At 75.1% G+C, this 12,907-nt stretch carries 12 protein-coding genes, 1 pseudogene and 1 riboswitch; of the genes and pseudogenes, 3 read left to right on the top strand and 10 right to left on the bottom strand.

Translation table 11 applies throughout. The annotated features are described in order from the left end of the window. Positions 1-257: alcohol dehydrogenase catalytic domain-containing protein (locus ABD52_RS05870; RefSeq protein ID WP_152748191.1), on the bottom strand; the 257-nt coding region annotated here is incomplete at its 3' end. Continuing rightward, positions 254-627 (bottom strand): annotated as a pseudogene (locus ABD52_RS38095) (hypothetical protein). The gene ABD52_RS05870 and the pseudogene ABD52_RS38095, both read right to left, overlap by 4 nt. Positions 628-782: 155 nt before the next feature. Here ABD52_RS38095 and ABD52_RS05880 point away from each other — a divergent pair. Next, positions 783-3,578, top strand: coding sequence for a LuxR C-terminal-related transcriptional regulator (locus tag ABD52_RS05880; protein ID WP_047891084.1), 2,796 nt, complete (start codon positions 783-785; stop codon positions 3,576-3,578). 3 nt (positions 3,579-3,581) lie between these two features. Here ABD52_RS05880 and ABD52_RS05885 read toward each other — a convergent pair whose 3' ends face one another. The 4 genes from ABD52_RS05885 to ABD52_RS05900 all read right to left on the bottom strand — a co-directional run bounded on the left by ABD52_RS05885 (position 3,582) and on the right by ABD52_RS05900 (position 5,928). Continuing rightward, a complete protein-coding gene (locus ABD52_RS05885) occupies positions 3,582-4,136 on the bottom strand; it encodes a thioredoxin domain-containing protein (RefSeq protein ID WP_013475608.1) in 555 nt (184 codons plus the stop codon). Next, the gene (locus tag ABD52_RS05890) at positions 4,133-4,630 is read right to left on the bottom strand and encodes a redoxin domain-containing protein (RefSeq protein WP_047891085.1); all 498 of its coding nucleotides are present in this window, start codon (positions 4,628-4,630) and stop codon (positions 4,133-4,135) included. The genes ABD52_RS05885 and ABD52_RS05890 overlap by 4 nt, the downstream gene beginning before the upstream one ends. Positions 4,631-4,688: 58 nt before the next feature. Further along, positions 4,689-5,363 carry a BON domain-containing protein gene (locus ABD52_RS05895; protein ID WP_030271660.1) on the bottom strand — a complete coding sequence of 225 codons (675 nt, stop codon included), beginning with the start codon at positions 5,361-5,363 and terminating at the stop codon, positions 4,689-4,691. Between the two features lie 160 nt (positions 5,364-5,523). Beyond that, positions 5,524-5,928, bottom strand: a complete 405-nt coding sequence (locus ABD52_RS05900; RefSeq protein ID WP_013287850.1) for a hypothetical protein — start codon at positions 5,926-5,928, stop codon at positions 5,524-5,526. A 418-nt stretch (positions 5,929-6,346) separates the two neighbouring features. Between ABD52_RS05900 and ABD52_RS05905 the strand changes: the two genes are divergently transcribed. After that, a complete protein-coding gene (locus ABD52_RS05905) occupies positions 6,347-6,706 on the top strand; it encodes an STAS domain-containing protein (RefSeq protein ID WP_013287849.1) in 360 nt (119 codons plus the stop codon). 43 nt (positions 6,707-6,749) lie between these two features. After that, the gene (locus ABD52_RS05910; RefSeq protein ID WP_235437368.1) at positions 6,750-7,262 is read left to right on the top strand and encodes an SRPBCC family protein; all 513 of its coding nucleotides are present in this window, start codon (positions 6,750-6,752) and stop codon (positions 7,260-7,262) included. A 25-nt stretch (positions 7,263-7,287) separates the two neighbouring features. Here the strand turns inward: ABD52_RS05910 and ABD52_RS05915 are convergent, their stop codons facing one another. The 4 genes from ABD52_RS05915 to ABD52_RS05930 form a co-directional block, all read right to left on the bottom strand. Beyond that, positions 7,288-8,361, bottom strand: coding sequence for a hypothetical protein (locus ABD52_RS05915; RefSeq protein ID WP_013475612.1), 1,074 nt, complete (start codon positions 8,359-8,361; stop codon positions 7,288-7,290). A 4-nt stretch (positions 8,362-8,365) separates the two neighbouring features. After that, a riboswitch (cyclic di-AMP (ydaO/yuaA leader) is annotated at positions 8,366-8,496 on the bottom strand. Between the two features lie 144 nt (positions 8,497-8,640). Further along, entirely contained in the window at positions 8,641-9,555 is a 915-nt protein-coding gene (locus ABD52_RS05920) for a cation diffusion facilitator family transporter (RefSeq protein ID WP_047891086.1), read from the bottom strand. 104 nt (positions 9,556-9,659) lie between these two features. Continuing rightward, on the bottom strand, positions 9,660-11,774 hold the full coding sequence (locus ABD52_RS05925; RefSeq protein WP_047891087.1) for an AAA family ATPase: 2,115 nt from the start codon (positions 11,772-11,774) through the stop codon (positions 9,660-9,662). Between the two features lie 123 nt (positions 11,775-11,897). Beyond that, the gene (locus ABD52_RS05930) at positions 11,898-12,812 is read right to left on the bottom strand and encodes an alpha/beta fold hydrolase (protein WP_030271650.1); all 915 of its coding nucleotides are present in this window, start codon (positions 12,810-12,812) and stop codon (positions 11,898-11,900) included. Positions 12,813-12,907 lie beyond the last annotated feature (95 nt).

Genomic DNA, 12,907 nt, shown 5'->3' on the forward strand with positions numbered 1-12,907 from the left:
GCCCCCACCACCACCCGGTCGGCGACCCGGTGCCGGCGTACCTCCGGACCGACCTCGACCACGTCGCCGAGGAACTCGCGTCCGAGCACCTCCCCGGCGGACGCCTCGGGCACCTGCCCGGCCAGAAGCGGCAGGTCCGCGCCGCAGGTCGTGCTCCGCCGGACCCGGACGATCATGTCCTGGGCGTTGCGCAGCTCCGGGTCCGGGACGCGGCGCACCTCCACGAGACCGGCTCCCGCCCAGCACAGCGCCCTCACGTCACGGTCCCCGGCCGGTCCAGCGGCGAACGGTCCGCCCGCAGCACCTCGCCGGTCTCCAGGAGCTGCTTGGTCTGCCGCAGCACGTGGCGCAGGAACCGGCCCGGGTCGTCGCCGACCAGGTGTGCGGCGAACCCCGGGAGCGTGCACTCCCCGCCCAGCGGGCGGACCGCCAGCTCGGTACCGCGACCGCCGGGGGCCGGACGGGCCCACAGCTCGACCGCGCCGTCGAGGTGGCGCAGCGGCTCGGGCCACCGCCCGGCCGGGAGCACCTGCTCGGGCGCCCCGGCGATCGTCACCACCTGCCACCGGCCACCCGTCCCCCCGCCAGCACCAGCACGCCCGCCGCCAGCCGCCCGCTCCGCGCCACCTGACCTCCCGCCGTCCCCGGGTGGCCGGCCAACCCGGCCGGCCACCCCGCGTGCCTACAGGGTGCGCGCCGCCCGGGTGAGCGGGGTTCGCCCCGAAGGGGTGAACCGGCGCGCTGCGGGTAACCGCTGCCCGCACCGACGGGGGGAGGGACGCATGCCGGAGGAGGCAGACCAGGTCGTCACCGCACCGAGCGGCACAAGCGACATCACCGGTACGCCCGATCTGCTCACCACCGGCCTCGATTCGCCCGATGTCGCCGGTGGTGCGCTGCCGGGTGGCCCGCCGCTGCTGGCGTCCCGGTTGACGCCGCCCGTGCCGCCCGAGCCGGTCCTGCTGCGTCCCCGGCTGCTCGACCGGCTGGAACAGGGCGCGTCCGGGCCGGTGACGCTCGTCTGCGCGCCGGCCGGCTGGGGCAAGACGACGCTGCTGTCGACCTGGGCGCAGGGGGAACGGGACGGGCCGGCGCCGGCCTGGGTCACGGTGGCCGAGGGGGAGACCACCCGGCGGCTCTGGGGCTACCTCGCGGCGGCCCTGCGTACCGCCGCCGCCGACGATCCGGACGACGGGCCGCCACCGGTGCCGGACGGGCCGCCCCGGCCCGAGCAGCTCGAAACGCTCGCCGCCGCGCTCGCCACCCGTGAACGACCCGTGTTGCTGGTCCTGGACGACCTGCACCGGGTCACCGACCCGGCCGCCCTGACCGGGCTGGAGTTCCTGCTCCGGCACTCCGACGGCCGCTTGCGGCTGGTGGCCGGCGCGCGCGGCGAACCACCGCTGGCGCTGCACCGCTGGCGGCTGGCCGGCGAGCTGACCGTGATCGGCGCCGACGACCTGGCGTTCACCGCCGACGAGGTGGCCGACCTGCTCGTCGCGCACGGCGTGGCCGTACCCGCCCCGGCCGTGACCCGGCTCGTCGAACGGACCACCGGCTGGCCGGCCGGGCTGCGCTTCGCCGCGCTCGCGCTCGGCGACGGCGCCGACCCGGCGCGCACCGTGGAACGGTTCGCCGGTGACCAGCCGGACGTCGCCGCGTACCTGCGGGACGAGGTGCTCGCCCCGCTGGAACCGGCGACCCGCGACGTCCTGCGCCGGGTGGCGGTGGCCGTCGCGGTCCACGCCGACCTGGCGGCCGCGCTGACCGGGCGGCCCGACGCCGGGCACCTGCTCGCCGAGGCGGCCCGGGAGGGCGGCTTCCTCCACCAGGACGGCGGCAGCCCACCCTGGTACCGGCCGCACCCTCTGCTGGCCGACGTGCTGCGCGACGAGCTGGACCGGCTGCCCGCCGACGAGGTGCGGGAACTGCACCGGCGGGCCGCCGGCTGGTACGGCACCCACGACCGTCCGGCCGAGGCGCTGCGGCACGCGCTTCTCGCCGGTGAGTGGGCCGACGCCACCGAACTGCTCGTCACCCGCTGGCCCGAGCTGGCGCCGGACGAACCGGCCGCCGTACCCGCTCCGCCCGAGCCGCCCGCCGAGGCGGTCCGCCGGGATCCGGAGCTGGCGCTGGCCGCCGCCGCCGAACGGGCGTACGCCGGGGATCGGGCCGCCGCCGACGCGCAGCTGCGGCGGGCGCTGGCCGAGGCCGCCGGCCTGCCCGCGCCCCGCCGTGACCGGTTCGGCCGGCTGGCCGCCGCCGTGGAGCTGAGCCTCACCCGGCTCGGCGGCGACCACGAGGAGGTACGCCGGGCCGCCGACCGCCTGCTGGCCACCATCGCCGCTGACGAGTCCCCGGGCGGCCCGGACGCCGACAGTGCCGTTGCCGGTGATCCCGGCGATCCGCGCGCCGGGACGGCCGAGCGGGACGACGTGCGCGCGGTGGCCGGTGCCGCGCACGGGCTGGCCGCGCTGGCCGAGGGGGAGCTGTCCACGGCCCGGGACCGGTTCGCCGCCGCGCGGGAGGCGGCGCGGCGGGCCGGGCGGCCGCGTACCGAACTGCTCTGCGTCAGCCGCTCGGCGTTGCTGGAGGCGGCCCGGGGCGCGCTGCGGGCCGCCGAGCAACTGGCCCGGGAGGCGCTGGCGATGCCGCCGTGTCAGGGCTGGTCGTCGCGGTCCGACTGCGGCTACGCGTACCTGGCGCTGGCGTTCGTGGACTGGCAGCGGGACCGGCCGGCGGAGGCCACGGCCCACCTGGTGCTCGCCGGGCCGGCCGGTGCGGAGCCGGGCGGCGCGGCGCTCACCGCGCTGTGCCGGGCCGGGCTGCTGGCCGACGGTGGCGACCCGGGCGGCGCGCTGCGCACGCTCGCCGGGGCGCGCGCGGTCGCGCCCGGCGCGGAGCTGGGCGAATGGTTCGCCGCCGACGAGGCCCAGGTACGCGCCGCCGTCGGCGACGTCGACGGTGCCCGGACGCTGCTCGACGCGGCGGGTGACGGGCCGGCGCCGGCGCTGGTGGCCGCGCGGCTGCGGCTGCGCGCCGGTGACGCCCGCGCGGCCGAGCGTGCGCAGCCCGACTGGACCGCGCCCGGCGCGGCGGACTGGCCGTTGCCGGTGCGGCTGGGCGCCGGGCTGCTCGACGCGGCGCTCGCCGACGCCTCCGGTGACGCTAGGCGCGCCGGGCGGCTGCTGGAGGAGGTGCTGGCGCTCGCCGAGCCGGACGGCTTCCGGCGCGTCTTCACCCGGGCCGACCCGGGGGTACGGGACCTGCTCGCCGCGCGCCTGGACTCGGGCACCGCGTACTGGGCCACGGTGAGCGAGCTGGTCCGGGGCGTGGACGCGCAACCGGCAGCGGCACCGGCCGACGGTCCGGCCCGGTCGCTCGACGAGCCGCTCACCGAGCGGGAACTGACCATCCTGCGCTATCTCCAGAGCATCCTGTCCAACGTGGAGATCGCCGCCGAGCTGTCACTGTCGGTCAACACGGTCAAGACGCACGTGCGCAACATCTACCGCAAGCTCGACGCGACCCGCCGGCGGGACGCCGTCCGGCGGGCGCGCGAGCTGCGGCTGATCTGACAGTCAGCCGTCGTCGGTGGCGGCGTCCACCACTGCCAGCAGCTCGGCCAGGTCGTAGCCGCCGTCGTGCCGGACGTCGTTGACGAACAACGTCGGGGTGCCGTTGACGCCGCTGCGGATGCCGCCGACGAAGTCCTGCCGGACCCGGTCGGCGTACTCCTGCCGGCCGACCTCCGCGGCGATCTCCTCCGGCGACAGGCCGATCTGCTCGACGCCGAGCGACAGGTGCACCTGGTCGAGCTGGTCCTGGTGCTGGTAGAGCCAGTCGTACATCTCCCAGAACCGGCCCCGGGCGGCGGCGGCCTCGGCGGTCTCCGCGGCGGTCTCCGCGTACGGGTGGACGTTGGTGATCGGGAAGTGCCGGTACACCAGACGCACCATGTCGGCCCGCTGGCGCAGCACCTCTGCCAGGTTCGGGTAGGCGGCGCCGCAGAACCGGCACTGGAAGTCGCCGTACTCGACGACGGTGACCGGCGCGTCCACCGGCCCGCGGACATGGTCGCGTTCGGTCACCGGGATCCGCAGCCGCGCGGTGGTGACCTGAAGGGGCGTGGTCATCCGGTACTCACCCGCCGATCCGCCTCCAGCCGTTCCAGCGCGTCGAGGATCCCGTCCACGCCCGGGTTCACCTCGGGCGGGGACAGATGGCTCCAGGCCACCCGGCCGTCCGGGTCGAGGACCACGAGTGCCCGGTCCGACTGCCCGTGCGGCGCGTACGCGCCGTACCGGCGCGACACCTCGCCCTTGGGCTCGAAGTCGGCGAGCAGCGGGAACCGGATGCCCCGGCTCTCGGCGAACGCCCGGTGCGAGTCGACGCTGTCCACCGAGATGCCCAGCAGCACCGCGTCGTACCGCTCCAGCTCGGGCAGGGCGGCCTGGTACAGGGTCATCTGCTCGCCGCACACAGGTGACCAGTCCGCCGGGTAGAAGGCCAGCACCACGGGACGGCCCCGGAACTGCCCGGGGCCCACCTCCCGTCCGTCCGGCGCCGCCGGGAGCGTGAACCCGGGCGCGGCCCGCCCGGGTGTGATCAGCCCGTTCGGATCACTCATGCCTCCCACCATGGCCGCGGCCCGGGTGAGGCGGGCTCACCCGGGCGGGGTGGTTCCGTCAGCGCACGGCGAGGTGGTTGCGCACCTCCCGGATGCCCGGGGCGTTCCACACCACCCGCTCGATCTCCTCGCGCTCGCCTGCGGAGTGGACCTGCCCGTCCAGCAGCACCGTGTCGCCGTGCACCCGCACGTCGACCTGCTCGGCCTCGGTGGCGGCGTTGCGGGCCAGCGCATCCACGATCCGCTCGGCCAGGTCACCGCCGTCGGCGCGCACGGCGGGGCGTACCGCGATGCCGTTGCTCACCCCGCACACGCCGGTGAGCCGGGCGACCGAGCGTTCGGCGGCCCGCCGTTGGTACTCCCACTCGACCTCGCCGTGCAGCGTGACCCAGCCGTCGGCCACCGTCACCTGCAACGCCTCGATCGGCACGAACGCGTCCCATTCCAGCGCCCGTACGGCCGCGACCGCGATCTCCGGGTCCTCCCGCCCGGCCGCGGTGTCGATCCGGACGGCGATGTCGTTGGCGACCGCGCGGACGCGGGCGACCCGGTGCGCGGCCCGCTCGGCGGCCCACTTCTTGGCGTAGCTGTCCACCCGTCCGGTGAGCGTCACCACGCCCTCGGTGACGGTCACCCCGATCTCGTCCGGGCCGACCCGCGGCTCCCAGGTCAGCTCGTCGAGCACGGCGGACTGGATGTCCCGGTCGGTACGCGTGATCGTGTCGGTGGCCATCCGGCTCCCCCTCCCGTCGATCGCGGCGCGGGCACGTGGTCCCGCACCCGCGATCCTGCGCGCGCCCCGGGTGAGCGGGCCTCACCCGGCCCGGGTGAGGCAGCACGACGGCCGCTCCCGGGAGTCCCGGGGGCGGCCGTTGTCGTGTCGTACGGGCGGGTCAGCCGTCCAGGCCGGCCGGCGAGTTCGGCCGGTCCACGTCCACGAACTCGATCTCGTCCGCGGCCCGGTCCCGGCTGCCGGCGGCGCGCGCCGCGGTGCCGGCGGCCCAGCCGATCGCCGCGCCCGCCAGCGCCGCCGCGATCAGCAGCGTCCAGGGCAGGGCGGGCCGGCGGCCGGCGAGCGCGTCGAAGGCGAGGGACGCCCGGCGGCGTGCCTCGTCGGCGGCGGAGCCGACCAGGTCGGTGGCGTCGTCGGCCAGGCCGGAGGAGCTGCGGCGGGCGGTCCGGGTGGCGTCGCGCACGCTGTCACCGGCGGAACCGGCGGCGGAGAGCAGGTTCTGCCACGCCTGGTCGGCGACCCGCTCGGCCTTGCCCCGGCGGTCCAGCAGGTTGGATCCGAACATCGTTCTACCTCCTCGGGTGCCGAAGGCCGGCGGCCACTTCGGACTCCGGTGTCCATCCGGCGGGTTCACTGTCTCGGGCAGTGCCCCACCGGCGCGCGCGGCAAACCACGCCGTGGTTCCCGGCCGTGAGCAGCGAACGGGACGAACCACCCGAACGCGCCGGGACCGGTGCCCACGGGACGTGCGTGCGCCCGCTACCCTGGTCGGCGGATCGGCGGGCCCGCCCGGTCGCATGGTTGGCCGCGACCCGCCATACAGGGGAAACTGGAACCCGGAGGTCCGGATTGGGTACGCCCAGGTGTGCCCAGTTCGCGAATTGCTCATCCCGGGGGGTGGCGACCGGGCCGTTGGAGGAATACTCTCGGTCGCGGCCCGCGTACTGATGAGGCGCCCGTCATGGGCGAGTGGAGGTGCTCGCGTGAGCCTGTCGATCGTGAAGTCGGTGCGGCCGGGTGGTGTCGTCCAGATCGCGCCCCGTGGGGAGATCGACGTCGACACCGCGTACGAGGTGCGGGAAGCGATCGCCGAAGTGCTCGCCAAGGGCCGTCCCTCGCGAATCGAGCTGAACATGCGGCTCGTCACGTTCATCGACTCGGTCGGCATCAGCGCCATGGTCGCCGGCTTCCAGACCTGCGAGGTCAGCGGCGTCAAGCTCGTGGTCACCGAGCCGAGCCGGTTCGTGCACCGGCAGCTCTGGGTGACCGGCCTGCTCGGCCTGTTCGGCGCGCCCGAGCCGTGGTTCGCCGACGACACCCCCGAGGTGCTGCCCGGCGCCTGAGCGCGCCGTCCACACCCCCTGCAGCCAGGGGACCTTCTACCCGTTGCCAGTCCGGCGTCGGTACGGGACGATCGTCGCGACGCACGACGGCGAGGGGGCCCGCTTGCAGAGCAGCGACAGCTTCAGCTACACCGTGCAGGCCCGGTGCACCCGGGCCGAAGCGGTGGCGCTACTGGGTGACCTGAGTCGCCAGGGCGAGCTGCATCCGCTGATCGTCCGGGTCCGGAAGCTGCCGGCCCGGCCGGGCGCGCTGGCCAGCTACGCGATCACCGACCGGCTGCAACTCGGCCCGCTGCACTTCCCGGTCACGTACCAGGCGGACGTGCTGATCGCCGGCGAGGACGAGGTGGTCACAGTGGCGCGTCAGCAGCCCGCGACGACGGTCCGCAACCACACCCGGCTGCGCGACGAGCCGGACGGCACGGTACGCATCGACGTGGAGATCACGCTCACCGCTCCGGCGCCACTGTTCGGGTACGCGTTCCGCCAGGCCCGGGCGGCTCACCTGGGCCTGGCGGCTCGTCTCGGAGCGACCCTGGAGGGCCGGCCGGCCTGATCCGGCCGGCCCTCTCGGGGCGCGCTCAGTACACCGACAGGTGCACGTGGTTGGTGTGGTCGCTGGACGGGTCGCCGTTGCCGCCGCTGTACGACTTCCACCCGCTGCTGGGCAGCCAGATCTGCTTGAACCAGATCACGTAGAGCACGGCGAGCGGGTCGGCGTTGCGCACGAAGTACGCGGCCAGGTTGTTGCCGTACGTCCGGTCACCGCCGGTGGCCACGCCGCCGAAGCCGTTCTTCTGCGCGGCGAAGTCACAGGCCCGCCCCTTCGGGTGCTCACCCGAGCCGCTGGGCCGGTGGCACGAGACGTACCGGGTGAAGCCCGCCGCCTTGGCCTGTTGCAGCGCGTGCAGCGTGCGCGGGGTGATGCAGCCGTTCGCCGGGGTCGGGTCGTTGACGCTGCACGACTCCGACGGCCAGGAGCCGTCCGAGTTGCGCGGTGCCGGCTTCGCGTTCTTGCTGGAGGTGCCCTGGACGCTGCCACCGCCGCTGCTGCTGCGCGAGGCCCGGTCGTTCGCCACCTCCAGGGCGCGCTCGGCCTGCTCCTTGCGCTTGGCCATCACCGTCACCTGCTTGCGCTGCTCGCGGATCTCTCCGTCGAGCTGGGCGCGGGTGCGGGTGGCCTCGTCCCGGGTGGTGATCAGGTCGCGCAGCGTACGGTCCTCGTGCGCGGCGACCTGCTCCAGCGCGGCGGCCCGGTCCATGAAGCCCTCCGGGCTGCTGCTGCCGAGCAGCGCCCCGGCGGTCCCCAGACGGCCGTTGCGGTACGCCACGGCGGCGATCTCGCCGACCTTGGCGTCGCGTACGGCCAGCTCGGCGCCGACCGTCTTGAGTTGTTCGTTCAGCTGCTTCTGGCGGCTCACCGACCGGTTCAGCGCGGCTTTCGCCTCCAGCCAGCCCTTGCTGGCCGCGTCGAGCTGGGCACGCAGTTCGGGCGTGCCACCCTCGTCGTCGCCGGGCGCTGCGGCGAGCAGGCCGGTCGCCGGCGCCGCCGAGGCGGGGGAGACCGGAACGGTCGCGACGCCGAGGGTCAGCGTCGCGACGAGCAGGGCCGCCAACCGGGCGGCCGTCCGTCGTACAGGTGCCACTGGGGGCATTCACACGTCCTTCCGTCAACGCCGACCGGGTTAGCTGACGGGTTCGGGACGGAAGATCCCTACCGCTGACGCGGATGCACCCCACGTACGTGGTTCCCCGGCTCGTCCCTGCGGACGATTAGGCGACGGCCGCCCCACCGGGGCCGGGTGGCGCCCGCGGGTGCGGCCGCGACCGAGACTACCGGCGCTGCCCGGGCACGGCTCCGTGGAGCAGTGCCACTAGGCGGGGCAAAACCGGCATAAGACTACATTAGCCACAGTGATTTAAGTGTGTCCTAATCACCACTCGGTCTGTCCGCACACTCCGGCCGACGCTCCGGGTTCGACCTGCAACGTGGCGTGATCGATGGAGAAGTCCTCGTGCAGGGCGGCCCGCGCGGCGGCCAGCACCACGCCCGGGTCCACGCCCGGATCGGTGGTCAGGTGCGCCGAGGCCACCTCCATGCCCGAGGTGAGCGTCCAGACGTGCAGGTCGTGCACCTCGGCCACGCCGGGTACGGCGGCCAGCCGGTCGTGCACGGCGGTGACCTGGAGGTGCTCCGGCGCGGCCTGCACCAGGATGCGCAGCGCGGCCCGGCCGAGCCGCCAGGTGCGCGGCAGGATGAACAGGCCGATGCCGACGGCGACCAGTGGGTCCGCCCACCACCAGTCGGTCACCGTGATGATCAACGCGGCGGCGATCACGCCGAGCGAGCCGAGCAGGTCGCCGAGCACCTCCAGGTACGCCCCGCGCAGGTTGATGCTCTCCTTCGACCCGGCGCGCAGCAGCGCGAACGCGACGATGTTGGCGAGCAGGCCGAGCACCGCCACCACGAGCATCGGGCCGGCCAGCACCTCCGGCGGCTCGCCGAACCGGCGTACCGCCTCGACCAGGACGTAGATGGCGACGGCGCCGAGCAGCACGGCGTTGGCGAGGGCGGCGAGCACCTCCAGCCGGTAGAGCCCGAACGTGCGCTGCGGGTCGGTGCCGGCGCGGCGGGTGGCGGTGATCGCGGCGAGGGCCATGCCGATGCCGAGGACGTCGGTGAACATGTGCCCGGCGTCGGAGAGCAGCGCCAGCGAGCCGGTCGTGAAGGCGGCCACCGCCTCGACCACCATCAGGGCGGCGAGCAGCGCGAAGGCGGCCCAGAGGCGGCCCCGGTGGCGGTGCGCCGCGTTGGTCACCGCGCCGCTGTGGTCATGACCTGCGCCCACGCCAACACCCTTCCTGCCCCGTACCGGCCAGGCCCAATGTATGTTCACATCGCTATGTATGCAACTGAACTATGGGTGACAGCCGGGTCACGGTCGGGTGTCCGTCAGGAGGGGTCGAGCGTGGTGAGACGCTGGGTGGCCCGGGACAGCGCCACGTAGAGCGTGCGGACACCCGAGCCGGGGTCGGCCCGGATCTCGCTCGGCGCCACCAGCACCACGCCGTCGTACTCCATGCCCTTGGCCTGGAGACTGGTCACCACCTGGAGGCGGCCCGCGCCGAGCCTGCCCAGCCAGCCGGCCACCTCGTCCCGGCGCGGCACCGGCGTGATCACGCCGACGGTGCCCTCCACCTGCGCGAGCAGCGCCTCGGCCGCCTCGACGGTGGCCGCCGGCAGGTCGGCGGCGGGCACCGTGCGCTCGACCGGCGGCACGCCCGTGGACCGCACCGCGTCGGGCAGCGGCAGGTCCGGGTAGAGACGGCGGATCTCCGCCGCCGCCACCGCGAAGATCTCCGCAGAGTTGCGGTAGTTGGTGGTCAGCTCGTAGCGGTGCCGCTTGCGCCGGCCCAGCGCCTGGTCCCGGGCCCGGTCCAGCTCCTGCGGGTCGCCGGTCCAGGCGGTCTGCGCCGGGTCGCCGACCACCGTCCAGGACGCCAGCCGCCCGCGCCGGCCGACCATCCGCCACTGCATCGGCGAGACGTCCTGCGACTCGTCCACCACCACGTGCGCGTAGTCGCGGTAGTCGTCCGGACGCTCCCGCGCCGCCGCGCGGGCGGCGCGCTGCCGATCGGCGTACGTGCTCAGCTCGCGCACGCCACCGGCGAGCTGGTACGGGTCGCGCTTGGGGCGGGCCCGCCGCACCGGCTTGCCGAGCAGCGCGTCCAGCTCGTCCAGCAGCGCGATGTCGGCCACCGTCAGCCCTTCGGTCGCGAGGCTCCGGTACGCGTCGCCGAGCAGCCGGATCTCCGCCGAGGAGAGGATCCCACCGGCGTAGCGGCGCAGCCGGTCCGGGCGGGCCAGCCAGTCCAGCACGTGCCTCGGGTGCAGCCGGGGCCACCAGGCCTTGAGGAACTCGCGGAACTCCGGCCGTTCGATGATCTCGTCCTCGAACGCGGGCTGCTCCGGCAGGCGTCCCACCCGCAGCGTGCGGGCCTGCGCGTAGAGCGCGGCGAGCACCGCGTCGAACGCCGCCCGGCGTACCTCGTTGCGGCGTGCCCCACGGGCCAGCGTCCGGTCCCGGATCGCGTCCAGCGCGGGACGTTCCAGGCGCAGCAGCTCGCCCCGGTAGAGCAGGCGCAGCTCGGCGGGGGAGTCCGGCACCGCGTCGCGTACCGCGCGTTCCAGCACCCGGCGCATCCGCAGCGAACCCTTCACCGCCGCCACGTCCGGCGGGTCCGTCCGGGACGCGGACAGGCCGGGGAACAGCGAGCCCAGCGAGTGCAGCGTGGCGGTCTCCTCGCCCAGCGACGGCAGCACCGAGGCGATGTACTCGACGAACACGCCGGACGGGCCGACCACCAGGATGCCGCCGCCGGCGTACCGGGCCCGGTCGGAGTAGAGCAGGTACGCGGCCCGGTGCAGCGCCACCGCCGTCTTCCCGGTGCCGGGGCCGCCGGAGACGATCGTGACGCCGTTGCCGGGGGAACGGATCGCCTCGTCCTGCTCGCGCTGGATGGTGGCGACGATGTCGCGCATGCCCCGGCCGGTGGCCCGGGACAGCGTGGCAAGCAGCGCCCCGTCACCGACCACCGCCATGTCCGGCGGCGCGGCCTCCGGGTCCAGCAGGTCGTCCTCGATCCGGGTGACCTTCTCGGACGCGGACTGGATCGTGCGCCGGCGCACCACACCGCGCGGCTCGGCGGGCGTGGCCTGGTAGAACGCGGCGGCGGCGGGTGCCCGCCAGTCCACCACCAGCGTCTCCGCGTCCACGCCCCGCACACCGAGACGGCCGACGTGCAGCACCTGCCCGGTACGCAGGTCCAGCCGGCCGAACACCAGCCCCTCGTGCTCGGCGTCCAGCACGTGCCGGCGCTGGGCGGCGTGGAAGACCATCGCGTCCCGCTCGACCAGCGCACCGAAGTTGCCGACCCGGGCCAGCCGGTAGCCCTCCCGCTCGGCGTCGGCCGCCGACCGGCGCAGTTCGGCCAGCCGGGCGTACACCCGGTCGAGGTGGCGCTGCTCGGCGGCGATCTCCCGGTCCAGCGTGGTCTGGTCGGTCAACGCGGATGCTCCTGTGTTCGGAGGGCACGACGGGCTGAATGAGGGTACGGGCCGCCGGCAACCGCCACGCCGGGGCATGCCGCGCACGTGGCGTACGTCAGTGCCGCTCGCGAGCGGAGACGCTCAGAGGCGGGTCGCCGGGCGGCCGGCCAGCACCCGGTCCAGCACGCCGGCGAGGGCGGCGTTCACCTCGTCGGGGCGCTCCATCATGAGCATGTGCCCGGCACCCGGGCAGACGGTCAGCTCCGTGGTGGGCAGCGCCGCCGCGATCGACTCGGCGCAGGGCGGCGGGGTGAGCCGGTCCCGGTCCCCGACCAGCGCGGCCGCCGGCAGCCCGCCGAGCGCGGCGAGCGTCTCCAGCCGGTGCTGGGCGCCGATCGAGGCGCGGAAACCGCCGATCGAGCGCAGCGTGGCCCGGGCCACCGCTGAGGTGACCAGCCGGATGTCGGCCGGGTCGCAGCGGTCGCCGAACAGCATCCAGCGGATGCTCGGGCGCAGCGCGCGCAGCAGCGCGTGCGGGGGCCGCCAGCCGCCGCAGCGGGCCAGCACCCCGGCGCCTGTCGTCTCGGCCAGGCGGATCAGCCGGGTGATCCGGGGGGAGAGGCCGTACGCGGTGTGCGTGTGCCCCTCGGCGGTGGTGGAGACGAAGACCAGCCCGGCGGTACGCGCGGCGAACCGGCCGGGGTGCCGGTGGGCGTACTCCATCACCGTCATCCCGCCCATCGAGTGCCCGACCAGGACGATCGGACCGGACGGGACGATCTCGTCGATCACCGCCGCCAGGTCGTCACCGAGCTGCGCGAGGGTGGCGTCGCGCAGCGCCAGGCAGCTCGACCGGCCGTGGCCGCGCGCGTCGTACGTGACCAGGCGGACCCGGCCGCCGAAGCGTTCCCGCAGCTCGGCGACCTGACGGTGCCAGCTGCGCCCGTCCAGCGTCCAGCCGTGCAGCAGGACGGCGGTCACCTCGGCGTCGACCGGCCCGGTGACGCTGACGTGCAGGCGTACGTCGTCGGGGAGCCGCAGTTCCAGGTCCGGCATCGTCCACCTCCCGGGCCCGCCGATGTGTGTCCACCGGATGACCCGGCGGTGACACCGGCGTTACCCGCCATGAGACCACGGCAACCGGCCCGGAG

Origin of the sequence: Micromonospora sp. RV43 (assembly GCF_001029515.1) — a bacterium.
In the GTDB taxonomy this organism is placed as follows: domain Bacteria; phylum Actinomycetota; class Actinomycetes; order Mycobacteriales; family Micromonosporaceae; genus Micromonospora; species Micromonospora aurantiaca.